The sequence below is a fragment of the Alicyclobacillus fodiniaquatilis genome (assembly GCF_042678105.1).
GTDB lineage: Bacteria > Bacillota > Bacilli > Alicyclobacillales > Alicyclobacillaceae > Alicyclobacillus > Alicyclobacillus fodiniaquatilis.
This window is the reverse complement of record NZ_JBHUCX010000028.1, coordinates 23,719-47,340: the sequence shown is the minus strand read 5'-3', so window position 1 is coordinate 47,340 and position 23,622 is coordinate 23,719. Positions and strand designations below refer to the sequence as shown.

Genomic DNA, 23,622 nt, shown 5'->3' with positions numbered 1-23,622 from the left:
CCACTCTGAAAGTTCTCGGGTTGTTTCTCATTCGTTTATCCATGTGGTGACAATATCTCATGGTTCATTCAGCGTAGTGTGCAAGGCAAACGTCGTTTGTTCCGTCCCAGGTAGAAAACCCAGATGATAATATACCGACTCTGCCGCGTTTCCTTGTGTGACAAACAGTCGCATGACATCGTAATGGCGCTCTAGGGAAGTCAGCGCCTTTTTAAGCAGTGTAGTTGCCATCTGCTTTCTTCTATATTCGGGAAGTACGACGATTTCATAAACTAATGGAAGCCCCTCCCACAGCGAGATTAGACATGCGCTGATCATTTTTCTTCGCGTACTGTCATATACGACACTGGCAGCATTTAGTAGGGTATCAGACAGGTTGTTGGCGAAATAATAGGCAACATCCTTTCGTTTTTCTTCAATTGTATTTACACTCGCAGCGCCAATGCCATCTAGACCTGAATAAGCGTGGTGTAGCAATTCAGCGATCTCCTCACACATGTGGGGAGCTGGACGTTCGACCGAGAAACCGCGCAAGGTTGCGCTTGAGAAAGCTTCCGTCGGCCTGATCATCACTCGCCTTGTTTCCGTCGGTCGAAAACCCAAGCGAAGAAAGTGTTCAGATTGATACGGCAAGATTCCATATGCCTCTATGGGCTTAGATGAATCAGACACACTCAGCAGAAACGCTTTGAGTCGTTTCAGAATCAAATAGACATCCACAAAAGGCGGTTCTACAAAAAATGCCCAAAGCGCATTTGGTTTTAGACATACACCGCCAACTCGCTGGTTGTTTTGGCGTATCCAATAGCAAGGAGCGTCATCGCCGATGGCGGCTAGGCGTTCATCCCATGTTTGTCTAAACCATATATTTTCGCGATAAGTGGCGAAATGCACTGCGAATTTGTGTGTGTCAGCCTTTGTTAATGTAAAGTCTGCATCAAGACGAATGTCTGTGGCTGACCAAATTGAATTGTTCATTAGGAAACTCCTCTCAAAGTGCACACTGTCGTCGGATCGTGGGCGTAACTAGTAGAAATCCCATTCAAAAAATCATGGCGCCCACCTCCCTGAAAACGCAAAAAGCCGTATGTGAACAGCATTCACATACGGCCTCATAGGATGGGAGAGCATCGTCGAACAATTCCACTTGCGCAGGAAACGGCAAATGGAATGCTATGAGCGTGTGTGAAAGTCGGTTCTACCCGTTTTCCTCAAAATGACGGACTTCTCCCTCGGGCAAGACCGTCAACGATAGAGGAACCTATGTTGGTTACAGGCAAAAAGCAACGACGATCACGACACACATCACCTCAGAAAACATCATCTTGGCATGATTCTACGCCGTTTAACGTGTGTTTGAAAGCCTTTTTGTGATCAGGGCAATTCAGAATATCGACTACTGTGACTTTTTAGATAATTTTTTCAACGCGGTATATGTTAGGCTAAACAGAGCGCGTGAAAGGGGTGGTGCTTTATGACGACAGCACAGGTGACAATGGTGGTTCGTAGTTAGGCTGCAGAAGCAGTTGCGAAATGAGAATTCAGTCATAAAGCGCAGGTGTGAGATATGGATGTGATTATTCGATCCCATGAAATCTTGCTCCGTAGAACCACAGCCAATGATTTAGATTTTTTGAAGGGATGCTAAGAGCGTTTTTGAAATCCGTCGACGGAGAATTTGAATCGCTTGTCATCATGTCTTTGTTGAAGAGAGAATACCAGAGCAACTTGAAAATCTAGGGGAGAACCTAAGTCATGGCTGTTAAAACAGCGTTCTCAGCAGATGAATTCACCAGGATATTAGAAAATTACGACTTGGGCGCATATATAGACTCTGGACCATTTAACGGCGGAACCGTACAAACAAATATTCAGCTTCAAACGACGAAGGGGAGGTATGCATTTAGGTTTTACGAAAATCGAACGAAGAACCAAGTGCTATTCGAAACGGAATTACTCAGTTATTTGAAGGGCAAACATTATCCTTGTGCTGCCCCATATAGAAATCGAGATGGATGTTTTGTCGGGATGTTCCATCTAAAGCCGTATGTCTTTTTTGAATATATGGATGGTCAACACGTCGAAGTGCCGAATGAGCGGCAGAAGCAGCAACTGATTCAAAAGGCTGCAGAATTGCATAACATATCACAAGAATATACATCGGTATATCAAGCGGATCGATGGAATTATGATATTGAATTTTGCCGCGCATTGGCGCGCCAGGCATCAGAACGTATTGATACTACAAATGCAAAAGAAAAGTGCGCATGGCTGGAAAATGAGCTGCTGACACTGGAATTGCCAGCATCGTTACCGAAAGGCATATGCCATGCTGACTTTCACTTTTCCAACGTTCTTTTTCAACAGGATGATTTTGGCGCCTTGTTAGATTTTGATGATGCCAACTATACATTTCTCTTGTTCGATCTCGTTGGATTGATCGAATCTTGGGCGTGGCGTTATGGTGAAGATGAGGTGCTTGATTTTAGTGCGGCCAAGAAAGTGCTGGCGGAATATACAAGATGGCGAACATTAAACAGTGTGGAAGAAGCGCATTTGTTTGATGTATACAAGTTGAGCATATTGATCGATTGTGTTTGGTATTTCGAAAGAGGAGATGTACAAGATTTCTATGAAAGAAGAAAGATTGAATTTTTGAATCAGGTGGGTAGAGATAATTTTCGTCAGAAGTTATTATGAATCACTTATCATATCTAATGATATCACTGAATATTTCGCTTTGGGCACAAAGAGCCGTTATCAGTGCTTAGGGCATCCAATCGAGTGCAGAAGGAGGCAATGATGCATATTCAAAGCTTAAATGGCAGCTTAACGCATATCTTTGAGGATGAAGAGAATCAGATTCTTGCGAAGTCTATTCTAGGCTCTACTGATGTGGATAAAATTGCAGAGGATATCAATCAGTTGTGCGCGTGCGAGCTCGGAAGTCCGATAGCGCACTGTCTGAATGTGGAGTTTAGTGTCGGCGCCTCTTTTGGCCTGGCGCTGCAAGATGGCCGAAAGATATTTTTAAAAATCCACAAAACCAATGAAGACGATAGACCAGCAGCTATAACATTGGCTTCCTTAACGATAATTTCAAAAATACAGCGTGATTTAGCTGCAAGTGGATTCCCTTGCCCCAGCGTGATACATGAACCCATTCAGACTCGTTACGGCGTTGCGACAGTGGATGCCTTTGAAAATATAGGTGAGCAAAAAGATGCGCACAATTCGATCATTAGAGGCGAGATCGCCCGAACGTTGGCGGATCTCATCCAAAGAACGCAGGCTTATCGGTCTATGCCAGGGTTACCTTGTGGGCGCCTTTTTAGCAGTAGCACACTCTATCCTGTACCCCACAATGTGTTATTTGACTTCGATGGAACGGCAAAAGGCGCTGCATGGATAGATGAGATTGCGCGGAAAGCAAAGATGAGCATTCAAGATACGAAAGGAGAAATGGTCTTAGGCCATACAGATTGGTCGTTAAAGCACTTTCGGTTTAAAGACAGCAAAATTGTGATGATTTATGACTGGGATAGTCTTAAATTGGAAGATGAACTGAATTTATTGGGCATCGCTGCCGCAACGTTTACGACGACGTGGGATATCAAAACGAAAATTACACCCTCGGTAGAGGAGTGTTACGCGTTTGTGAAGGATTACGAGTTTTATCGCGGCAGACCTTTCACAAAGCAGGCATTCGAAAAAATATCAGCAGCCATCACGTATTGCATGGCGTATATCTCCAGGTGTGAATTTGCTCTTGATGCAGATGGCGAGAAATTTGAAGGGAGTTTCCGACAGGCATTGCAAGAGATGAACCGTCGTAACGTTTCTATTTTTTAGCGAACGCATCGTATGGATACAACAACCGGAAAGGTTATGACCAATGCTCAAAAAACTGAATCAGCTACTTGAAAGAATTTTGCCTTTTATCACGCCCTCCAGTATCATCATCGGCGCTTTGCTTGGTGGGTGGTTGGCAAGGTATGCCGACTTGTCACCTGTGATTTTTGCCTTTATGACATTTGCAGGCAGTCTGAATTCGAAATTTTCGGATCTAAAACGTGTCTTCACACGTCCGATCCCGCTCATTGCGACTTTATTCATACTACACATCGCAATGCCTTTGGTTGCTTTGTTGGTCGGACATCTGTTTTTTCAAGATGATCCCTACGTCATTACCGGCTTGATCTTAAGCTTGGTGATTCCTGCGGGCATCACCAGTTTCATTTGGGTCTCCATTTACAGCGGGAACATCGGATTGACGCTGTCTGTGATTCTCATCGATTCGTTTTTGTCGCCATTTATCGTTCCTTTGAGTATCCATGTCCTTGCTGGCGCCAAAGTCAGCATAGATGCTTGGGCGATGATGAAAGGGCTACTGTGGATGATCGTCCTGCCATCGATTGTTGGCATGTTCCTCAATCAAAAAACGGGCGGGCGGATCAAAACAACTTTGGGAGATAAAATCTCGCCCATATCTAAAATTTGTATTGGCGTCGTAGTTGCCATCAATGGCGCGGTGGTCGCGCCTTATCTCAGGCATTTTGATATGCAGTTGGTAGAACTGATAGGCGTGGTGTTTGTATTGTCAGCGTTGGGGTACCCGCTGGGCCTGATGATTGGCAGATTATGCGGATGGGAAAAAGGGACAATTGTGTCCTTGACATTTAATGGGGGGATGCGCAACAACAGTGCGGGCGCGGTGATGGCGATTACGTACTTTCCTTCTCCTGTCGCTTTGCCCGTGATATTGGTCATGCTCTTTCAGCAAACATTGGCCTCTTTTTACGGCGCTGTACTGAAACGGTATGTACTGGGCGACAAGAGAATGAACAAGGCGCATGAATCATGAACCTTGTCGATCACGTCAGCGCAACGGTCGGTCGTTATCTAGTGCAGTGTTCCTCCTGTTATTTCAAAGAGAAGCACGAGAACTCAGGGAAGTTTATACGACCAAAGAATGATTGTTGAACGCACCGAGGGCAAGTATCTTTATGGATAAATGAATGGGTTCGAAGGGGGCTATGAGATGCTGATTTATGAACGTGAGCGCGACTTTGTCATGGTGGAACAGAACAAACACGCGATTTTATCTGGGGCGCTATTCAGCAATTGGAGTGAAGCATATCTTGTCGGGAAACAACGCAAATCTGATGTGCTTTTCGCCATCGAATATCATGATAGGGCATGGATAACACTTGATGCGACGCCGCTCTGGAATGATGGACAAGATGCGCCGTATTCGTTTATCGATTTGCCCTCACTTCTGAAACTTCCGCATTATCAACAAGGCGTGGATTGGGTGGAGTGTCAAAACAAATATGCTGCGTTGCTTTGCAGCATGCACTATGCAGCCTTTTTTAACGGAGCCAAGGAAGATGATGAGCAAGCGTACCATCGATTTGAGTTGGAACGTCAGCATCGGTTGCGTGTTGAAATCGGGGATGTGTCAGATGAGGAAAGCCGTGTGCATTTTGCGATATTGAAGTTCCTTGATAAGTTGTCGATTTACATTTGTATCAATGAACCAGGCGTGTCAAAGGCGCGTGAATTTGCTTGGTATCGCGATGGGTTTGATGGCACAGAAGCGTTTTTGCACGCGAATGGCGGGGGGATCGTCGCGCATTGGTTGGATGAAAAATACGTTGGGCTCACGCAATTTCCCTTTGCGCAAAAATTCGAAGTCTCCGTTCCGACGAAAATTGTCAGTAAGCATGCCATAGAGGAACAAGGTATTGCCAGAGCATACAGAGATACAGTTTCGACCATTCGGACCGTCGAAGTTGGTCCGATGCCTGTGTAGAGATCGTCATACAGATATGGTGAGGGAGGATTTTTATGCAGCCAATTCGCCTCGATATTCCGGAGCAATTCAAAACGGATCGCCTGATATTGCGGGCGCCGGAAGTGGGGGATGGCGCTATGGTGAATGAAGCCATCCGGGAGTCATTCGATGCGCTGAGTCAGTGGATGAATTGGGCGGTGAATCTGCCTGAAATAGAGGAAACAGAGGAGAGCGTTCGTTTCAATCGAGCAAAGTTCATGCTGCGGGAACGTTTTATGTTTTACATGATGGAGCCAATAACCAATCGTTTCATCGGCACTTGTAGTTTTGTCAAAGTGGACTGGACGGCTCTGAAATTTGAAATTGGTTATTGGATTCGCACATCCGCCGCAGGGGCCGGGTATATGACGGAAGCGGTAAATGGTCTGACGGATTATGCGGCACAACATTTTGGCGCCAATCGAGTGGAAATTCACTGTGATCCGCACAACACAGCCAGCCGCAGGGTTGCCGAACGATGTGGCTATCATCTTGAGGCAGTGCTGGTGAAGAGCGCTGTTGATCCGTTTAAGCAGATTCGCGATGACTGTATTTATGCGAAAGTGCGCTTAAGGGATGGGGCGCTTGGGTATCCGGTGTAGGTATGTGTTTGATCAGAGCGCATCAACGGAAATGAATTGGCAAACGGGGGGATACCATGTCGCTAGAACATGCAAGCGTGTCGCCTATTGTTTCATTTGCTGATGAACCTGTACATATTAGGATTCAGGGTTGGAGGGCTCATGTTGAACATAAGGAGAGTGCTGATTATCCTGTTTTCAATTGTTCTGTTTTGCTCTGTCGGCTTCAATGTGATGCAATATCAGAATAAACAAGTTTTAGGTAAAGATTTGCTCGATAGCAGTGATGGGATTTTTATTGATTTGAATGACGCTTCGGATGACATTGCAAAGAATAAAGGTCAGGATGCAATTGCCTTTTTGTCCTGGGCAGTAGGAGGACTTTTGGTCATTCGGCAGCCACTCACTCATTATGGTGTAAGCCAATTGACTGGAATCACGCTGGAACTACAAAAAGTGCAAGGTGTTCTGTCCGAACCACAAAACTTTAAAGCATCTGAAGTGAAAAGCATGAAGGCGTTCGTTACTTCCTCTGCTATGTATTTTAGAAATTGTATTGTGAACGACGAGGTATCGGTGCCAAAGTTGAAATTGGCGATTCAGCAGATTTACGCAGTAATGCCAAGCAATGATAGAGCACAGTTTGAGGGCGCTGGACCATAATCAAAAGATAGGCATTTGATTTAAAGGAAGTATGTATAATGACTCCTATTTTTCCGCAGATGAAAACCGAACGATTCATTCTTCGTAGAATTTCAACAAGTGATGCGAAGGATTTGTATGATTATTTTTCTAAAGACGAAGTCACCAAGTACTACGACCTAAATACATTTACAACTATCCAACAGGCCTTAGATCTAATTGAACGTTGGGAAGCGCGCTTTCAAGAAAATGACGGAATTCGTTGGGGAATTGCGACAAGGAAAGATAACAAATTGATTGGTTCTTGCGGTTTTCACAATTGGTCAAAGGAACATCACAAGGCTGAAATCGGATATGAAGTGTCACCAAAGTATTGGAGGCAAGGTGTAATCACTGAGGTTCTAAAGGATGTCATTCAACACGGTTTTGTGGAACTCAATCTTCACCGTATTGAGGCATTCTATGATCCAGAAAACATCGCGTCGAAGAGGGCGCTAGAAAAGGCCGGGTTTAGACATGAGGGTGTTATGAGGGAATGTTTTTGGGAAAAGGGCAAATTTGTCGATGCAGCGGTTTGTGCTTTGCTCAGACGAGATTTCATGGTTACAGTGTGATACAAAAGATTCTTGGGTGAGAAAGTGATTGCAAATCTATTATGGTGTCTATCGTTATGTTTTATCAGTTGAAAATCCCGTTATTTTAGAAAACGATGCGAGGAGTGACGAAGTTGGAATTTCACGCTACGCGGCTTTTGGTCGGTGATTTCCAAAAGAGTCTTGAGTTTTACAGAGATATTCTATCGTTTAACGGCTGGCATAACGATGAAATGGAGTATGCATATTTTGAAGAAAAGCAGTTGGCGCTGTTTGGACGCGAGAGAATGCCGGAGTCTGTCAGCCACGTGACTGGTCCTTCCGCCCCGCCGCATTTTGTGCTCCAATTCGAAGTCGATAGCGTGGATGAAGCGTATCGGAAGTTGTTAGAGAAGGGCATAGAATTCGTTGTTCCGCCGCTCGATATGCCGGAATGGGGTTCTCGGATAGCTCATTTTTGTGATCCGGATGGCAACCTGATTGAGCTTTATAAGTCAATCAGAAAATCGTTTGCGAAAGGCGAGGGGGAGGCTTATGGTCAGGGAAGCTGAAGCATTCATTGAACAATTTGTGCACGAAATGAAGGAAACATTTGAGCAAAACCTCAAGTCGATTACCTTGTGCGGAAGTTATGTGCGAGGAGACAACACGGAAGATTCAGATATGGACGTCTACTGTCTTTTTGAATGCTTAACGGCAGAAGATCTGTTTGCCGTCGGAGGGATTATACAAAAACTGCCTTCGTTATATGCCAAATTTGAATTAAACACACAATGCCTGACGGTTGATGAATATTTACACCAAGGATTCGCGAGAGCATTCGTATCGCCAATCAGTTACTTTGAATCCAGGGTGATCTACGGAGAAGATTTCAGAATTAGACCATCACGTGAGGATTTTATATCATTCTTCGAAAGCGTTATCTCAGAAACAATTATGAGCATCCGCCACTACATGACATCTTTAGAGTCGATGGAAAGCTTGATGGATGGACGACTAAAACGTTGGGTCTTGAAACCCTTATGCGTCGCCTTGCGCGCGGAACGATACATCATGACGGGGAACTATCCCCGCAATTACACTGAACTGCTTGGGCAATCAGCTGGGTTGTCGCAAACTAAAGCGATCGAATGGATTTTGGATAAAACTCAACTGCATCGGGACATCGCTGAATCTCCACAAAATGTACTTGCTACTTTGTTAAATATCTCCACTGAAGTATCGAGAAGAGTTGCGGATGTCGGAAAACAAATGGAGGACATGTAATGCACTGAAGGTGATTGCAACTTCTGTTGTGATCACAAAACTGAGTCTGGAAGCGTGTGCGGATGTATCCATCAGGAGCAATGATTTACGGTTGTCGAATCGCCGTTTGCGCACTGTGAATATGTCGCGTGATGCTGTGATGATGGATGGGATTGATGAGGGGAATAGGCTTAACTGAAGTCGTGTGTAATACCAGTTGGCGGCATATCCAATATGCCTATCGTGAGAAGTGTATTAGCGCATTTTGATAATTACAAAATATGCTACAACAAAGATGATGATATTTCTTTATTGATTTTAGGCGAGGTTCACGCAGAATCACTGAATCTACTCGTTCCACTCAACAATCGCAAATCATCTTGCGGTGTTAGGGGGGTACACGTTAGACGCGCCACTGATGTGGTATGCGGAGCAGGCTGCTTTGCACGCGGGCTGTGACGTCATTGGTGTGGAATACGGTTATCAAGCCAATCGATCCCAACTAGACATGGATGAGCTTGACAGTATGATTGGCGAAGTGGCGGATGCGTTGAATCGCATCGTGACGAGATCGTACGCAAATGTGGTTTTTATCGGGAAGAGCTTGGGGACCATTGTGCAGACAGAGGTATCTTCAAAAGTGCATTGTTTCGTGCGCAACCATATCTTTCTCACGCCGTTAAGGTATCATTTCCGCCATCTGCGCATCGGAAAATTCGCTAGTGGTTGTAGGTGACAACGACGGCGCGTTCACGGCGGCGGATATCGTCCAAATTACCGATTTACCCAACGTGAAAATAAATGTGCTCCCAGGCGCGGATCACAGCTTGGAAGCGAAAGACTATACTGAATCTATCGACATTCTGAAACAAGTTGCCAAACTATGCGCGGATTTTTGTCAACCATCAATGTGAACCAACAAACGTATCTTGTCCGGCGTAGATTTTCTAGCGGAATGGAGGACGCCAATTTCTATGGAAGATCACAAAAACAAGCGGCTCATCAAACAGTTTAAGCAAGCGGTTCAAAATCGCGATGCGGCGACCGTAGATGCATTGCTCAGTCAATACGCATTTCTTCGTGAGGATATCAATGAACCTTACTTTTCCTTTGACGCGCCGGCGATTGTCGTCGCCGCGCCCCATCGCGAACTGGTCGATGTACTCCTCAAGCATGGCGCCGACATCAACGCGAAAAGCAGTTGGTGGGCAGGCGGTTTTGGCGTTTTGCACCAGGATAACGACGAGATGGCGCATTACCTCATAACGCGCGGGGCACGTGTCGATGCGCACGCCGCCGCTGCATTGGGAATGCTGGAGACGCTGCAGGCGATGGTTGAGGCGGATCCCACCGTGATCAATCAGCGCGGCCCGGATGGACAAGGTCCGCTGCACTTCGCAAAATCCAAGGAAATCATCGACTTTTTGCTCGATCACGGCGCGGATATCGAAATGCGCGATGTCGATCACGGTGGCACCCCGGCTCAATGGGCGGTGAACGACCCGGAAAAATGCAGGTATTTGATTGAACGTGGGGCCAAAGTGGATATTTTCATGGCGCTCATGCTCGGTGATGTGGAACTCGTTCGCGCTGCTTTGACGGCGGATCCGGATTGCCTTCAAGCGCAAGTTGGCGAAGGCGAATTCACATCCGATGAATCGGATGGAGGGCATATCTACACGTATCAGATTGGCGTTGCTGCCCGGCCGCTAACGCTGGCGGCACGGTTGAATCAGCCTGAGATCATCGATTTGCTGGTGAGCCATAGCACACTGGAGCAGAAATTTCTCATCGCCTGTCTGCGAGCAGATGCGGCGACGGTGCAGGCCATCCTGGCTGATGCGCCGAAAATCGTTCATGCCTTGAGCCAAGAAGATCGGGCTTTGATCACGGACGCGGCATGGAATCATCAGGTGGACGCTGTGCGCACGATGCTGGAGGCTGGATTCGATGTGGACGCGCGCCCGAATGCCGAATCATCGACGGCGCTCCATCGTGCGGTCATTCGCGGCGACAGTGACATAGTCGCGCTGTTGCTCGCGCATGGCGCGTCTGTGGAAATCCGAAACGAGTTTGGTGGGACGCCGCTTGGCGGATGCATCTGGGGTTCAATTCATTTTCGGGATCCACAGGGGGATTATGCGGCTGTGGCAGAGCGTCTCATTCAGGCGGGCGTGGAACTGCCCGAATCCGCGTCAGGCAGCGAGGCTGTACAGAACGTGCTCAGCAAGCACGGGGTACCACGCTAGTTTCAGGTTGAGTGCGCCGTGCGGGTGCGTGGCCTTTGGGTGCTAGACATACCACGCATGGCGCTCTATTCTGAACGTACATACCTTCTGGAGGTGCTTTATCATGGCAGTCTGCAATCTATCATCCATGCAAAAATCAGTTGGTGGACGGATAGGTTAACTTCGAAATCACATCAACCTACCGTCCGGAAAGGACGGTATTGATTGCTAAAATCGTCACAGTCTTCTGTATACCTCATTGCTTCCATGCTGGTGCAGATGGCGAATGCCACCATGTTTACGACCTATGTTGTCTACTATGTAACGGGTCTTCACCTGAATCCATTTCAGTTGCTCATGGTCGGCACGGTGCTCGAATTGGTTTACTTTTTTGCGGAAGGCCCAACGGGCGCATGGGCGGATACGTTTGGGCGCAAGCGATCCATCGTCATTGGCGCCATGATTCTCGGCTGTTCGTACATCTTTGAAGGGTTGCTGCCTGTGGTATTTTCCATCGCGGCGCTGTTTGTGGGGCTCTTGCTCGCGGAGGGAGTTCGGGCGATTGGCGAGGCTTTTTTCAGCGGCGCCATGCAGGCATGGATAGCGGATGAGGTGGAACAAAAAGAATTGGGACAACTATTGCTTCGAACCGCCTCGATGGAGCGCGCGGCAAGTATTGTGGGCATTCTGTTGAGTGTGTTTGTGACTAGCTTTCACCTGAATTTGGGATATGTGTGTGGCGGTGTGATGTATCTTTGTCTCGGCCTATTTTTGCTTTTCTCTGTCAGAGAGACCGGATTTCAACCGGAGGCTCAGGGCGTGGATGGCGGTGTGGGGCAAGTCGCCAACACGTTGCTGCAGGGCATACGGACCATTCGGCGCATCCCCGTGTTGTGGGGGCTTTTGTTGGTCAGTCTGTTTGTCGGCGTGGCCTCTGAAGGCATTGATAGACTCTGGGGCACGCATTTCATCACCGATATTGGCTTTCCTGCGTTTGGACACTGGCATACGGTTGTCTGGTTTGGCATCCTGGCGGTGCTGGCGAATGCTGCAGGCGCCATTGCTGCTGGTATGAGCAGCAGGTATCTCGACACGGAGGCACCTGATCGCATGACGCGGATTTTGGCGCTCATCACCCTGTTGCGCATCGGCCTGATTGGCCTATTTGCGTTTGCCAGCCGGTTTTCAGTCGCCATTGTCGCCTACTTGGCGATCACGGTGACGGCAACGCTGTTCCAAACTTTGTTTGAAGTGTGGAAAATGCAAAACATTCCTAGCCCTGTGCGCGCAACCGTCATGTCTATGCTCGGGCAAATGGACGCATTGGGCCAGTCTTGTGGCGGGCCTGTCATTGGGATGATTGGCAGTCGCTACACCATCCGTACGGCTTTGGTTGCGGCTGCGTTGTTGCTCAGTCCGACCTTGGGGGCCTACGCGTGGTTTAAGCGGCTACGACTACGTTAGATATCATCAAATTCAGCAGAAATGTAGACCTGAAAAGTCTTTGTGAAGGGCCACCGCAATGGTGGCCCGAATTCCCTTTGCAACTGCTGTCATCTGTCTGTTGTGTGTGGCGTTCAAACACTTTTTTCATACACCGGCGCGTGAAATGTATCCACGTACTTTCCGCTTTCCTTCATGCGATGGTACGCTTCCTCCCAAGGAGATTCCCGCAATCGCGTCGGGCCATTGCGGACATCGTGTCCCTTGTCGATGCGTGATGGGTAGTGGCTGTAAATCATCAGGCGCCGTGGGAGATCCGTGGTGTTGGGACGTGAATTGTGCACCAGCAACGTGTGAAAAAGCATGACCGATCCCGGTGGCACAATCACATCGACGCCGCCTTGCGGATCCACCAAACCGGGTTTCACCTGTAGGCCAATTTCGCAGGGCTCGTGCTCCAAGTGAGTCCGGTGTGTGCCTGGCCAAATGTGCAGCGGGCCGTTGTCGACCGTGCAAGGATCAATCGAGATGGCCGAGGACATGATGTCCTGGGGATAGTCCTGCGCCGAGAAATACGCCCAGTCATTGTGGATGGGGAAGCGATCATCCCGTTGGCTGAATTCCAGCCCTTCGACGGGTAGTGGCAGTGGTTGTTTGTAGTTCAGTTTTTCCTCCATGAGAATGGGCTCGCATTGCATAATTTGGCGCATCGGCTCAAGTAGCCTGTCATCTGCGGAAACTTGGCTTAAATATAGCGAGAGATCATTGATTGGCTGAATCTTGCGCACATGTTGCGTGCCGTCTGGCAACTGGTTTAAATCGATGCGCCCGCTTCGTCGGCCATGCGCCAGTGAGGAATTGATGATGAGTTCCAAAATGTAGTCAGATTCTTCTTTCATGCGGTTCACTTCTTGTTCGTTGAACACGCTTTCCAAAACCAGGAATCCATCCTGCTCGAACTGTTCCAATTGCTGTTTGCTCAAAGCGCCCTTGGTCATGTGAAATCCCTCCTTGTTTCAATTATCAAACGAGTGCGCACAGGTGTGAATAGACCTGAACATGTTTTTTGTGGAGCCATTTGATATCCTGGAGAAATTTTTGTGGTTTCAGCGGAGGAGAGCAGGAATGGATTTGGCCGTCGCGAAGAACAGTTTATGACACCTTTAACGGACGCGCCAATGGATGAAAATGCACATCTGCCCCGGTTGATGATGGCGGGGGAATTCGTCGTGAAAAACGGGTGGTCCTTGGGGCCGAGAAAACTCCAAGAGTACGAATTGGTGTACTTTCCCAACACCTCCCAGACGATTTGTTGCGTGAACGGTGTGGTGTACACCTTGAATCAACCGTGCTTTATCTTCACGCGCCCCGGTGAACCGCACAATTATATTTTCGATCCGGCGCGCGCAACGAGACATCTCTTCGTCCATTTCACATGGTCATCTCCTGGAACCGCCACGGCGCAAGGCGGAGCCAATATGAGCATTCCTACATTTTCGCCGGGAACCAAGCTGTCGTTGTTGCCGACTTTGTTGCAGCATATTTTGTACTTGGCCAATGTCAAACCGGCGTTATGGATGCAGCGATGTAGTAAGCTGCTGTTTGCTGCGCTCGGTGAGTTGGAGGGCGCCGCACAGTCGTCAAGTGAACCCGATGCAGTGACCAATGAGACCATGCCGTCGCAGATTGCGCAAGCGATTCGATACATTGAGCAACATCTGCACGAAGCGCTGTCGGTTCAGCAAATTGCTGACCTTTGTGGCTGGACGCATGCGCATTTCACCCGCGTGTTCAGCCAACATACGGGCGCATCGCCGCGTGCTTTTATTCTGAGTCGCCGCATTGACCGCGCCTGCCAATTGCTTATGCAGGAATCCTGCACCATCAAAGAGATTGCGCACCGGGTCGGCTTTCAAGACGAGCATTACTTTTCCCGCACGTTCGTTCGCGAAAAGGGGATCACAGCCAGGCAATACCGAGAGGATTTTAGTGATCCGCGCGTGCAACATCTGGCGCCGATTGAGGCCTATGACACACTGTACCCGCTCAACCGATATTTTGTCTGTCCATAATCCATAGTTTCGCTTGCTCTTTGCCTTCAGGCAGAGTAATCGGCGGCGATGATCGCCGCTATTTTTTCGCTGTCCCCTGTTGTCGGTAGAGGCTGGGGGTCACGCCGTATTCCCGCACAAATGATTTGGTAAAGTGAAACTCGTCGTAGTAGTTCAGCGACAAGGCAATCTGTTTGATGGTCATGTCAGTGGATTTCAGTGCGATACAGGCTGATTTCAATTTCAGCCGGTAGAAATAACGAACCGGTGTATCCCCAGTGTTTTGTTTGAACATGCGAAAGAATTGGGTGCGCGATATATTACAGAGATCGACGAGAAAGGCAATATCCATTGGTTCATTAAGATGTTGGTGCATCCAGTGTATGGCCTTGTGGATACTTGAAGCGGTTTCGATTGTTGCTGGACTGCATTCTTGCGCGAGACAGACTAGGACGCTGTGAAATAGATGCGTCACTGCGTACATGTGCCCCACTTGATGGTCAATCACGGTGCGAATCAACATTTTGCACACGCTGGCCAAATAGTCGATTTGCGCTGTCGCGCATACTTGGTGGACGGGGATGTTCAAGTAATTGGGCATCGCCAGGTCGGTGAAATGAAGGAAGTAAAACCGCCATTCACTGCCCTCGACACATCCATAATGACAAGGCTTGTCTTGGTCCACGATGAAAAAGCTGCCCGGCGTGAGGGGATGGATGGTTTGTGGATCATCCAGCAGCCAAAGTTGCCCGGTCCCTTCCAATGTGATAAAAATGCCGGGCGCAGGCAATCCCGCTGTAAAGTGACACTGATAATCCTCGTTCGCTTCAACTTCCCAGATGGACAAAAAGCGCGTGAACGGAAATGTGTGCGGTTCAGGCAGCTCATAGGGAATGTTGTAGTAATTTACAGGCATTTTTCAGATCCCCATTTCCGTTGGGACGATAGGAAAATGTACGCTCATACATGTCATCGCACGTGTATCCATTCAAATTATACGGCTGTTGGCGGTAAAGTGAAGTCGTTAAAGGGCTTATTTCTATGTGGAGCTATGGCCTGTAACGGGATTGGGTCTGATCTGACATACGAGCATGAGGAGGATGGTTTTCTATGCCTGCACAGTTTGGCAATCGCACAGTGAAACTGGGGACAGCGGATCTGTCGGAACTGCGGAGTTCTAACGAATTGCTGCACGACGTCCAGCAATTGAGGGCGCGGTTGCAGGAAGATGGCTATTTGTTGTTGCGGGGGTTTCACGACAGGGATACGGTGTTGCAGGCGAGGATGGAGTTTATTCATAAACTTCAATTCCTTGGGCGGTTACATCCTGATTTTCCGGCTGCCGAGGGCGTCATTGGCGCTGACAATAAGTCGGCCATGTGGGGCGGGGGCACAAATCAATTACAAGCTGACTTTCCAGCCTTTTTACAGGTCGTGAATTCGCCAAAGGTCATGCATTTCTTTGATGAACTGCTAGATGGCCCGACTTTGACCTACGATTATAAATGGCCGCGCGTCGTCGGCAACGGGGGAAACACGGGCGTGCATTATGACATCGTGTACATGGGGAGAGGATCGAAAAATGTGTATACGATGTGGACGCCTTTAGACGATATTCCCCTGGAGCGCGGCACATTGGCTTTGTGTTTGGGATCACAGCACTTTGACATCGTCAGACAGACGTACGGGCAAATGGATGTGGATCGCGACAATGTCGCCACTGGTTGGCTGTCGGAAGATCCGTATGAAATCAGTGAGAAATTCGGCGGACAGTGGGCAAGCACCGAGTTTGCAGCGGGAGATGTCATTATTTTTGGTATGTTCATGATGCATGCGTCTCTCATCAATACGACGGATCGATATCGATTCAGTTCTGACACAAGGTACCAACTTGCATCAGAGCCAGTGGATGAACGGTGGATAGGCGCGCGACCAAAAGGACATTACGCCTGGGGGAAAACACCGCTGAAAACCGTCGAGAAAGCGCGGCAAGAATGGGGTATCTAGGCGGTCTTCTCTCACCATGCGCAGCATCCGGTCAATCCAAGCCGAATGGCCATAAAAATAATCAGCTAGATTGTATTGTCACATGGCACATTTGTGGATACCTATGGTAACATTTTTTATGGAATAGCTGGTATAAAGACCGATGACGACATAGTGTTACGTGCGCGAGTAATGCAGGTCGAACTGAAAGGGATCGGTTTGACGTTGTTGAAAACGCATACATGAATGGAGGCTGAAGGATGGCTGGAAATCGTGCGGTGGTGTACAAAGGAGCAGGTCGCGTGGCGGTGGAATCGATAGCGTATCCAGATTTGGTATTACATGACGGCCCTGGCGTCAATCCGCTGAATGTCGGGCGAAAATGTGAACACGGCGTCATTTTAAAAGTCGTGTCTACCAATATCTGCGGCAGTGATCAACACATGGTGCGCGGCAGAACAACTGCGCCCGAGGGGCTTGTTTTGGGACATGAGATTACAGGCGAAGTGATTGAGGTCGGCCGGGATGTGGAGTTTATCAAACAGGGCGACTTGGTTTCGGTTCCCTTTAACATCGCTTGCGGCAGGTGCCGCAGTTGCAAAGAAGGGGACACGCACATCTGCCTGAACGTCAATCCAGACCGCCCGGGATCTGCGTATGGGTACGTGGACATGGGCGGATGGGTCGGCGGCCAATCCGAGTATGTGATGGTGCCCTATGCGGATTTTCAGCTGTTGAAGTTTCCAGACAAGGATCAGGCTTTGGAGAAAATCCTTGATTTGACGATGCTCTCTGACATTTTTCCGACGGGGTATCATGGGGCTGTCAGTGCAGGGGTCACCACAGGATCGACCGTGTATGTGGCGGGGGCGGGACCAGTGGGGTTGGCGGCGGCGCATTCGGCGCAACTATTGGGCGCCTCTGTGGTCATTGTCGGTGATTTGAACCCTGTCCGTCTGGAACAGGCCCGCAGTTTTGGTTGTGAAACCGTCAACTTGAGTGAACACGATGATTTGGGAGAGATGATTGAGCAGATACTGGGCGTGCCCGAAGTGGATTGCGCCATCGACTGCGTGGGCTTTGAGGCACATGGACATGGCAAACAGCATACGGAAGCGCCTGCGACGGTGCTCAATTCCATCATGGAGATCACGCGTGCTGGGGGGCGACTGGGCATTCCTGGTCTGTATGTGACGGGGGATCCGGGCGCCAAGGATGAAGATGCGAAGGTGGGCTCACTGCGCATCCGCATCGGCTTGGGCTGGGCCAAAGCGCATCATTTTGTCACGGGCCAGACGCCGGTGATGCACTACCATCGCCAACTGATGAACGCCATTTTGAGTGGGCGGGCGCAGATTGCCAAAGCGGTCAATGCGACTGTGGTGGACTTAAGCGACGCGCCAGTGGGGTACAGTGATTTTGACAAGGGCGTTGCGCGTAAATTTGTGCTGGATCCACACGGATTGGTGCGCAAAGCGCATCCGGGGAGCGTGTATGTAAAAAGCTGATGAACAAAAAGGGCAATGAAATAGGCCGCAGCAGCCAGCTTTGCTGCTGCGGCCTATTTTTGTGTATGGCAGAAACCGCTTGCGTTCCCGTTCAGTCAGTTTGCGGGAATGCTACGTCGTCCGAACGGCGATAAGGCGAGGTCTGCGCGAATCTCGCTGTTTTGAATGGTTGTATATATGGCTACGGCGTAAGCTTGCAGTTCCATATCTTCATACCCGCTGTCAGGCATTTCGGCGGGCGTAAATCCCATCGCATAGAGTTTCTGTGTGTATAGCGATTGAATCTTCTGCGCCGCATCGACCATCTGGTTTGCATCATTCAACCCTGAGCTAATCCATGTGCCGACTTCCTGGCCGAATTCGGGGAGCTTGAGGAATTGGACGTATCGCCACTTGTCGTATGGGGCGTACTCGTGATTCAGCAGAAAACCAGCTTTCATCGCGTGTTCGCAAAATTTCCCCCATAGCAATTGTGCGGTGATGACGTCTTTTCGTTTCATGGCCCGCTCGATGTGACGCACTTTCCATTGCCAGAGTTCCCGTAAGGCTTTCACCATTCTATTCTTCCAAATCTCCTCCGGATAATTGGCAAATGATTGGATGCGATTGGTGATTTCAGCGGGTGCGTCGTAGAAAATTGCGGTATGTGAGAGTTCGAATAGTTGCTCCTCGGGAATCGTCAGCCATGTCGCATCGTCGTCGGGTCTGCGCACCACGCCGATCTTTGCTCTCATAAATGCTTTAATTTCAGCGATGGTGCATGATTTTTGCGCCGCTGTGACCTTTTGCCATCCGTAGCCAAGGTATTCCTGTGGAAGGGTGTCCAACATGGCGTGCAGTGGTTGGTTGAATCGATGAAACGCTACGTCATCAAGCCAGACGATGAAACCTGGTCCCCAGTCGTGATCGCGCGATTGTTCGTCGTCGTTGCCGTGGCATTGTGATCCTCCACTTAATCCTGCGGCGAGATGCGGCAATAGTTCTGGCAGTTGTTTTTGTATTTCCGGTAACCCGACTTCAAAGAAAAAACGGCGACAAAGTTCGAGCCCCTGCATGTTCATCCCTCCACTGTGAACCCTGGCGCCTTGCATCCGCGCCGTCCTTGCAATCATGATTCCACGGCGCGAATCCATGTCCCATCGCAGTCTAACGCAAGTTGGCCAGCACGGAAATGGCGTCGCGATTGCACCAGCTTGGCCCATTCTGGAAGTTCAAGGCGTACTCCAAGGCGGTGACCTGTTCGAAAACCTGGTTTTCGATTTCATCCCATCCACCTTGTGGGTGACGGATGGTTGCTCGGATGGTAGGGTCCGCGCCGTGAGCCAACAGAAATTTCGTGCGTTTGTCTGTCGGCGACTGGTTGGCGACAACCGCGTGGAACAAGGGCGTGTGCCCACCGCAGCCATCGGCGTCCATATCCGCCCGTGCGTTGACATCTGCCCCATGGTCGATAAGCCACTTGGCCATCTCAAACTCGTCATATTCCATCGCTAAGTGAAGCAATGTCGTTCCTTCAATGGACGTCAGCATCATAGCGTGGGAAAATCCCATCTCGGGACGATAGATGTCAGACGCTTGAAATCGTTGGTGAACGAGATTGGGGTTTTTGCGCCAATGTTTTTCCAGCAGGTCGATCCGTCCGCGATGAAAGGCCATCAGTGGTGTATCCTCACAGGGGATACCCGCGTCAAAAAGGACTTCGAGGCATTCATGTTTCTGTTGCGGTTTTCGGACGTAGGCGCTCAAAATGAAGCCTAACGGAGAGTGGATGCTCCCATCGTTCGTTCGATACTTGACGGTGGGGTCTGCGCCGAGATCGATCATTAAACGGATGGCATCTGGATTCATCGCCTCACAAGCGGCCAAGATGACAGGGCCATAGTGTGTTGCCGTATCGGAATATAGGCCGTTTGGATCTGCGCCCTTTTGGATGAGGTATTCCGACACTTCGCGATGCGCGCGCATCGCCGCGCGGGACAACGCCTGTTGCAAGTCTCTGGGGCCTAATTCGGCGAGGAATTTGACCATTTCTAAGTGGTTGCATTGCGCTGCCAAACAGAGTGCCGCGCCTCCATCGACGCGAGGCAAAGGCTCATTCAACAACGCCGGGTGCGCTGTGATGATGGACGTCACGGTGTGAAGGTCATTGTCTTTGATTGCTTCTATGAACTGCTCTTTGGACGCGAATAAATCCATCTCCATGACTTCACTCTTTCTTTTCTAAAGATAAGACTTGCCTTTCAACAAAAGGATGATCGGTTTTGTGATGTGGTTGGCTTGGTGATGGCTGATTTGTGTGAGGTTCTATGTTGTGGTTGCTCATTCAGATGGTTGGTGAAGCTGCAGTCCATTGCGCTGTCTGCCAAATGTTGCTTTCATTCGGAATTGAGTCGGTGAAACGCCATACTTTCGTTTGAACACCTTGTGGAAATACGCATAGCTTCCGAATCCACAGCTCTCGGCAATTTGTTCCAGACTCATGTGCGTGTAATTCATACGTTCTACGGCATTTGACAATTTGATCTCCAAAGCGTACTGCACCATCGTGAAATCGAAGCTCTCTTTAAAAAGGTGGACGGCGCGCGAGACGCTGAGTCCGACGTGATCGGCGACGTCTTGCACTTTGAAATCCTCTTTGGCGTGGTCTTCAATGTATCGCTTCATTCGGTCGCTGGTAAACTTCACGGTCAGATTTGACCGGCCTTGCAGGGAAGCGGTGCCGATGACGGCGCGCTCCAGTGAAATGCACAATGCGCATAGGAGATATGTGAGCAACTCTGGCTCGACGGCCGCCACCTTGTGTTTCTCCAAATGGAGTTGACGCCAGAGTGACAGGATTCGCTCGTCGAGATCGATACGAGTGCAGGTGGGTTTTTCGGAACGGTTCCACCAGTCGCGTATCCACTGCCCTTGGCAAAAGAGAAAATAGTCGCCGCTGACGGAACTGCCGTCTGGTTCAGCGGTGTCAACCCGAAGTTCGTAAGGGTCACCTTGTTGAAACAGCAGTAGATCACCAGGCTCCACTGTTCTCATTTTCCCTTTGACCAAGGCTTTGCAATGGCCATCCGTCTGTAAGCGAAAGAGAAAACTCGGCAATTTTTCGATAAATCCCATAGCAAATGGTTTGGAATGAAAGGAATACCCGCAGGCCAAGAGTTCCGCTTCCAAATATCATCACTCCCATGACAGCAAAATAGGAGATGTATGTAGTCATATCGAGTATGGTTTTCACCAGGATTCATTCATATGCTATAACCATATCCCACATCTGCAATTTTGTAAAGCGCTTTCATTTGCGTGAGGACGGGGTTACGCCAAGGTGTGGATCCGCCATTATTCGACTTGGAGCACCTCTGAGTCCACCGGAATCGCCTGCTGATGAAAGGGCTTCTATCGAGGAGAAAGGGGCAAATACTTTGAGCATCAAAGTCGGTGTGAACCTGTTTAGTGTACTGAAAGAAGTGAACGAGGATTACCTGGGCACATTGGAGCGGGTCGTCGAGATCGGCTACGAATACGTCGAACTGCTGGCGGCGAATTTCCGGACCGGTGTCCGATTCAGTGAGGCGTTTCCGTTGCAGGTGGTGCAGCGCAAATTTGAGGAACTGGGGCTGAAACCCATCGCGGCGCACGAGGGTGCAGCGCCAGGCAAATCCATCTCTGAACTGAATTGGGATGAAATCATCCGCTACAACTACGAACTTGGCTGCGAAGCGGTCGTTTTGCCTTCCGCCTGGATTCAGGACCGGGAAAGCGCGCTTCGGACCGCCGAGGAACTCAACGCGATTGGGAAAAGGTGCAGAGAAAACGGTCTGCAGTTCTACTTTCACAACCATGCGCACGAGTTGAAAAGCGTAGGTGACACCACACTGCTCGAACTGCTCTTGGAAAACACGGATCCTGAAAATCTAAAAGCGGAGCTCGATCTCGTCTGGGTCATGCGCGGTGGAGTAGACCCGTTGGCCTTGCTCGAAAAACTGGGTCCCCGCTGCGACATCATCCATCAGAAGGATTTGAGCCGCGATGCGCAACCGGTGAGTATCTTCGATGCTTTGCAGCCCGGAGAAGAGGATATGCCCATCTTCCAGGCTTATCGGAAGTACTTCAAGCCCGGAGATTTCGTGGATTTTGGCGAAGGCATCGTGGATTTTGCCGCACTCTACGCCAAGTTGAAAGAGATGGGCTATGTGCGCTATGCGATTGTGGAAAACGAGAGCCATCAGGAAGACAAGATTGGGTGCATTGCGCGTGATTTGAAATTTATCCAACAATACGTATGAGGGGTGCTGCGATATGTCCAGTGAGAAGCTGAAAATTGGCATTGTCGGTTGCGGTGGCATCGCCAATCAGAAACATATGCCTGCCTTGGCCAAACTCGGCCATTTGGGCGAGATGGTGGCTTTTTGCGACGTGATCGAAGAAAGAGCTGTCAAAGCAAAGGCGGAATATGGGACGGAATCTGCCAAAGTGTACACGGATTACAAGGAACTGTTGCGGGACGCGTCGATTGACGTGGTGCACGTGCTGACGCCAAACTTGTATCACTCCTTTATCTCTGTGGACGCCTTGGAAGCTGGCAAGCATGTCATGTGTGAGAAGCCGATGGCCATCAACTCTGCCGAGGCGAGGAAAATGATCGATGCGGCTAAGCGGACGGGGAAGAAGTTGACCATCGGCTACCAAAATCGCTGGAACAACGACTCGCAGGTTGTTTACAAAGCATGTCGAGAAGGGGAACTCGGCGACATCTACATGGCGAAGGCGCACGCGGTTCGGCGCCGCGGTGTACCGACCTGGGGCGTTTTCACGGACAAGGAGCAGCAAGGCGGCGGCGCGCTCATCGACATTGGCACGCACGCGCTCGATTTGACACTCTGGTTTATGGACAACTACAAGCCGAAGTCTGTGACAGGGTCCGTTTTCTACAAACTGAAGGACAAACCGGAAGGCAATACCATGGGGCGTTGGGATCCGGCGACATTCACGGTCGAAGACTCCGCTTTTGGGCTCATCAAGATGGAAAATGGAGCGACCATCTTCCTGGAGTGCGCCTGGGCGCTCAACACGACGGATGTGCGCGAAGCGAAGTCTTCCTTGTTTGGGACAAATGGCGGTGTCGAAATGAAACAGGGCGCGAATTGGCAACCTGACCTCGTCTTCAACACGGTCAAGTTCGACAAACTGATGGAGATGAAGCCACAGGTCATGGGCCGCAGGGGGGAGGATTCGGGTCTTCAGGAAGCTAGACAGTGGTTGGAAAGTATCGTGAATGACACGGAACCGCTCGTCAAACCCGAGCAGGCGTTTGTGGTGACACAGATTCTGGAGGCCATCTATACTTCGGCAGAGACAGGGAAGGCTGTAGCGTTTTAAAGGGGCCACACAGGGGTAATCAAGGGTTGCAGTGAAGTATATAGATAAGCTTGGTAGACTGGTGGTTGCCACCAGTCTACTATTTTGACATGGGTAGGCTTTAGCGGCTCATTGACTTCTCTGTTGGCAAACTTGG

The 23,622-nt window shown here is 49.4% G+C and carries 24 protein-coding genes; 18 read left to right on the top strand and 6 right to left on the bottom strand.

Annotation, left to right across the window (positions count from 1 at the left end):
* Nucleotides 1–57: 57 nt before the first annotated feature.
* Complete coding sequence (locus ACFSB2_RS11160) at nucleotides 58–978, bottom strand: GNAT family N-acetyltransferase (protein ID WP_377943127.1); 921 nt, start codon at nucleotides 976–978, stop codon at nucleotides 58–60.
* A gap of 777 nt (nucleotides 979–1,755) precedes the next feature.
* Here ACFSB2_RS11160 and ACFSB2_RS11155 point away from each other — a divergent pair.
* From ACFSB2_RS11155 to ACFSB2_RS11095, 13 genes are all read left to right on the top strand, one after another.
* Nucleotides 1,756–2,700 (top strand): homoserine kinase, encoded by a 945-nt coding sequence (locus tag ACFSB2_RS11155; RefSeq protein WP_377943126.1) that lies wholly within the window; start codon nucleotides 1,756–1,758, stop codon nucleotides 2,698–2,700.
* Nucleotides 2,701–2,802: 102 nt separating this feature from the next.
* On the top strand, nucleotides 2,803–3,852 hold the full coding sequence (locus ACFSB2_RS11150; RefSeq protein ID WP_377943125.1) for a hypothetical protein: 1,050 nt from the start codon (nucleotides 2,803–2,805) through the stop codon (nucleotides 3,850–3,852).
* 43 nt (nucleotides 3,853–3,895) lie between these two features.
* Nucleotides 3,896–4,864, top strand: a complete 969-nt coding sequence (locus tag ACFSB2_RS11145) for a bile acid:sodium symporter family protein (protein ID WP_377943124.1) — start codon at nucleotides 3,896–3,898, stop codon at nucleotides 4,862–4,864.
* Between the two features lie 177 nt (nucleotides 4,865–5,041).
* Nucleotides 5,042–5,815, top strand: coding sequence for a DUF3891 family protein (locus tag ACFSB2_RS11140; RefSeq protein WP_377943123.1), 774 nt, complete (start codon nucleotides 5,042–5,044; stop codon nucleotides 5,813–5,815).
* 35 nt (nucleotides 5,816–5,850) lie between these two features.
* Nucleotides 5,851–6,438, top strand: coding sequence for a GNAT family N-acetyltransferase (locus ACFSB2_RS11135; protein ID WP_377943122.1), 588 nt, complete (start codon nucleotides 5,851–5,853; stop codon nucleotides 6,436–6,438).
* A 144-nt stretch (nucleotides 6,439–6,582) separates the two neighbouring features.
* On the top strand, nucleotides 6,583–7,080 hold the full coding sequence (locus tag ACFSB2_RS11130) for a hypothetical protein (RefSeq protein WP_377943121.1): 498 nt from the start codon (nucleotides 6,583–6,585) through the stop codon (nucleotides 7,078–7,080).
* A gap of 38 nt (nucleotides 7,081–7,118) precedes the next feature.
* Nucleotides 7,119–7,673 (top strand): GNAT family N-acetyltransferase, encoded by a 555-nt coding sequence (locus tag ACFSB2_RS11125; protein ID WP_377943118.1) that lies wholly within the window; start codon nucleotides 7,119–7,121, stop codon nucleotides 7,671–7,673.
* Nucleotides 7,674–7,786: 113 nt separating this feature from the next.
* Nucleotides 7,787–8,203 (top strand): VOC family protein, encoded by a 417-nt coding sequence (locus tag ACFSB2_RS11120; protein WP_377943117.1) that lies wholly within the window; start codon nucleotides 7,787–7,789, stop codon nucleotides 8,201–8,203.
* Nucleotides 8,187–8,918 carry a nucleotidyltransferase domain-containing protein gene (locus ACFSB2_RS11115; RefSeq protein ID WP_377943116.1) on the top strand — a complete coding sequence of 244 codons (732 nt, stop codon included), beginning with the start codon at nucleotides 8,187–8,189 and terminating at the stop codon, nucleotides 8,916–8,918. Before ACFSB2_RS11120 ends, ACFSB2_RS11115 begins: the two co-directional genes overlap by 17 nt.
* Before the next feature lie 397 nt (nucleotides 8,919–9,315).
* Nucleotides 9,316–9,633, top strand: coding sequence for a hypothetical protein (locus ACFSB2_RS11110; RefSeq protein WP_377943115.1), 318 nt, complete (start codon nucleotides 9,316–9,318; stop codon nucleotides 9,631–9,633).
* Complete coding sequence (locus ACFSB2_RS11105; RefSeq protein ID WP_377943114.1) at nucleotides 9,620–9,811, top strand: hypothetical protein; 192 nt, start codon at nucleotides 9,620–9,622, stop codon at nucleotides 9,809–9,811. Before ACFSB2_RS11110 ends, ACFSB2_RS11105 begins: the two co-directional genes overlap by 14 nt.
* Nucleotides 9,812–9,871: 60 nt before the next feature.
* On the top strand, nucleotides 9,872–11,146 hold the full coding sequence (locus ACFSB2_RS11100; RefSeq protein ID WP_377943113.1) for an ankyrin repeat domain-containing protein: 1,275 nt from the start codon (nucleotides 9,872–9,874) through the stop codon (nucleotides 11,144–11,146).
* A gap of 204 nt (nucleotides 11,147–11,350) precedes the next feature.
* Entirely contained in the window at nucleotides 11,351–12,589 is a 1,239-nt protein-coding gene (locus ACFSB2_RS11095) for an MFS transporter (protein ID WP_377943112.1), read from the top strand.
* Nucleotides 12,590–12,702: 113 nt separating this feature from the next.
* Here the strand turns inward: ACFSB2_RS11095 and ACFSB2_RS11090 are convergent, their stop codons facing one another.
* On the bottom strand, nucleotides 12,703–13,566 hold the full coding sequence (locus ACFSB2_RS11090; RefSeq protein ID WP_377943111.1) for a phytanoyl-CoA dioxygenase family protein: 864 nt from the start codon (nucleotides 13,564–13,566) through the stop codon (nucleotides 12,703–12,705).
* 102 nt (nucleotides 13,567–13,668) lie between these two features.
* Here ACFSB2_RS11090 and ACFSB2_RS11085 point away from each other — a divergent pair, with 102 nt between their 5' ends.
* Nucleotides 13,669–14,640, top strand: coding sequence for a helix-turn-helix domain-containing protein (locus ACFSB2_RS11085; RefSeq protein WP_377943110.1), 972 nt, complete (start codon nucleotides 13,669–13,671; stop codon nucleotides 14,638–14,640).
* A 58-nt stretch (nucleotides 14,641–14,698) separates the two neighbouring features.
* Here ACFSB2_RS11085 and ACFSB2_RS11080 read toward each other — a convergent pair whose 3' ends face one another.
* A complete protein-coding gene (locus ACFSB2_RS11080) occupies nucleotides 14,699–15,535 on the bottom strand; it encodes a helix-turn-helix domain-containing protein (protein WP_377943109.1) in 837 nt (278 codons plus the stop codon).
* 194 nt (nucleotides 15,536–15,729) lie between these two features.
* Here ACFSB2_RS11080 and ACFSB2_RS11075 point away from each other — a divergent pair, with 194 nt between their 5' ends.
* The gene (locus tag ACFSB2_RS11075) at nucleotides 15,730–16,626 is read left to right on the top strand and encodes a phytanoyl-CoA dioxygenase family protein (protein WP_377943108.1); all 897 of its coding nucleotides are present in this window, start codon (nucleotides 15,730–15,732) and stop codon (nucleotides 16,624–16,626) included.
* Nucleotides 16,627–16,865: 239 nt separating this feature from the next.
* Nucleotides 16,866–18,113: a formaldehyde dehydrogenase, glutathione-independent gene (gene fdhA / locus ACFSB2_RS11070; RefSeq protein WP_377943107.1), complete on the top strand. Its 1,248-nt coding sequence runs from the start codon at nucleotides 16,866–16,868 to the stop codon at nucleotides 18,111–18,113.
* A 95-nt stretch (nucleotides 18,114–18,208) separates the two neighbouring features.
* On the opposite strand, the gene ACFSB2_RS11065 is transcribed toward fdhA, so the two are convergent.
* The 3 genes from ACFSB2_RS11065 to ACFSB2_RS11055 all read right to left on the bottom strand — a co-directional run bounded on the left by ACFSB2_RS11065 (nucleotide 18,209) and on the right by ACFSB2_RS11055 (nucleotide 21,281).
* A complete protein-coding gene (locus ACFSB2_RS11065; protein ID WP_377943106.1) occupies nucleotides 18,209–19,168 on the bottom strand; it encodes a DUF4037 domain-containing protein in 960 nt (319 codons plus the stop codon).
* A gap of 91 nt (nucleotides 19,169–19,259) precedes the next feature.
* Entirely contained in the window at nucleotides 19,260–20,315 is a 1,056-nt protein-coding gene (locus ACFSB2_RS11060; RefSeq protein ID WP_377943105.1) for an ankyrin repeat domain-containing protein, read from the bottom strand.
* 117 nt (nucleotides 20,316–20,432) lie between these two features.
* Nucleotides 20,433–21,281: a helix-turn-helix domain-containing protein gene (locus ACFSB2_RS11055; protein ID WP_377943104.1), complete on the bottom strand. Its 849-nt coding sequence runs from the start codon at nucleotides 21,279–21,281 to the stop codon at nucleotides 20,433–20,435.
* Between the two features lie 248 nt (nucleotides 21,282–21,529).
* Here ACFSB2_RS11055 and ACFSB2_RS11050 point away from each other — a divergent pair, with 248 nt between their 5' ends.
* Nucleotides 21,530–22,393 carry a sugar phosphate isomerase/epimerase family protein gene (locus ACFSB2_RS11050; protein ID WP_377943103.1) on the top strand — a complete coding sequence of 288 codons (864 nt, stop codon included), beginning with the start codon at nucleotides 21,530–21,532 and terminating at the stop codon, nucleotides 22,391–22,393.
* 13 nt (nucleotides 22,394–22,406) lie between these two features.
* Nucleotides 22,407–23,486: a Gfo/Idh/MocA family protein gene (locus ACFSB2_RS11045; protein ID WP_377943102.1), complete on the top strand. Its 1,080-nt coding sequence runs from the start codon at nucleotides 22,407–22,409 to the stop codon at nucleotides 23,484–23,486.
* Nucleotides 23,487–23,622 lie beyond the last annotated feature (136 nt).

What these genes read in the sequence shown, in the direction of transcription:
- ACFSB2_RS11160 (WP_377943127.1), bottom strand. Translation starts at nt 978, where the DNA reads ATGAACAATTCAATTTGGTCAGCCACAGACATTCGTCTTGATGCAGAC.
- ACFSB2_RS11155 (WP_377943126.1), top strand. Translation starts at nt 1,756, where the DNA reads ATGGCTGTTAAAACAGCGTTCTCAGCAGATGAATTCACCAGGATATTA.
- ACFSB2_RS11150 (WP_377943125.1), top strand. Translation starts at nt 2,803, where the DNA reads ATGCATATTCAAAGCTTAAATGGCAGCTTAACGCATATCTTTGAGGAT.
- ACFSB2_RS11145 (WP_377943124.1), top strand. Translation starts at nt 3,896, where the DNA reads ATGCTCAAAAAACTGAATCAGCTACTTGAAAGAATTTTGCCTTTTATC.
- ACFSB2_RS11140 (WP_377943123.1), top strand. Translation starts at nt 5,042, where the DNA reads ATGCTGATTTATGAACGTGAGCGCGACTTTGTCATGGTGGAACAGAAC.
- ACFSB2_RS11135 (WP_377943122.1), top strand. Translation starts at nt 5,851, where the DNA reads ATGCAGCCAATTCGCCTCGATATTCCGGAGCAATTCAAAACGGATCGC.
- ACFSB2_RS11125 (WP_377943118.1), top strand. Translation starts at nt 7,119, where the DNA reads ATGACTCCTATTTTTCCGCAGATGAAAACCGAACGATTCATTCTTCGT.
- ACFSB2_RS11115 (WP_377943116.1), top strand. Translation starts at nt 8,187, where the DNA reads ATGGTCAGGGAAGCTGAAGCATTCATTGAACAATTTGTGCACGAAATG.
- ACFSB2_RS11110 (WP_377943115.1), top strand. Translation starts at nt 9,316, where the DNA reads ATGTGGTATGCGGAGCAGGCTGCTTTGCACGCGGGCTGTGACGTCATT.
- ACFSB2_RS11100 (WP_377943113.1), top strand. Translation starts at nt 9,872, where the DNA reads ATGGAAGATCACAAAAACAAGCGGCTCATCAAACAGTTTAAGCAAGCG.
- ACFSB2_RS11090 (WP_377943111.1), bottom strand. Translation starts at nt 13,566, where the DNA reads ATGACCAAGGGCGCTTTGAGCAAACAGCAATTGGAACAGTTCGAGCAG.
- ACFSB2_RS11080 (WP_377943109.1), bottom strand. Translation starts at nt 15,535, where the DNA reads ATGCCTGTAAATTACTACAACATTCCCTATGAGCTGCCTGAACCGCAC.
- ACFSB2_RS11075 (WP_377943108.1), top strand. Translation starts at nt 15,730, where the DNA reads ATGCCTGCACAGTTTGGCAATCGCACAGTGAAACTGGGGACAGCGGAT.
- fdhA (WP_377943107.1), top strand. Translation starts at nt 16,866, where the DNA reads ATGGCTGGAAATCGTGCGGTGGTGTACAAAGGAGCAGGTCGCGTGGCG.
- ACFSB2_RS11065 (WP_377943106.1), bottom strand. Translation starts at nt 19,168, where the DNA reads ATGCAGGGGCTCGAACTTTGTCGCCGTTTTTTCTTTGAAGTCGGGTTA.
- ACFSB2_RS11060 (WP_377943105.1), bottom strand. Translation starts at nt 20,315, where the DNA reads ATGGAGATGGATTTATTCGCGTCCAAAGAGCAGTTCATAGAAGCAATC.
- ACFSB2_RS11045 (WP_377943102.1), top strand. Translation starts at nt 22,407, where the DNA reads ATGTCCAGTGAGAAGCTGAAAATTGGCATTGTCGGTTGCGGTGGCATC.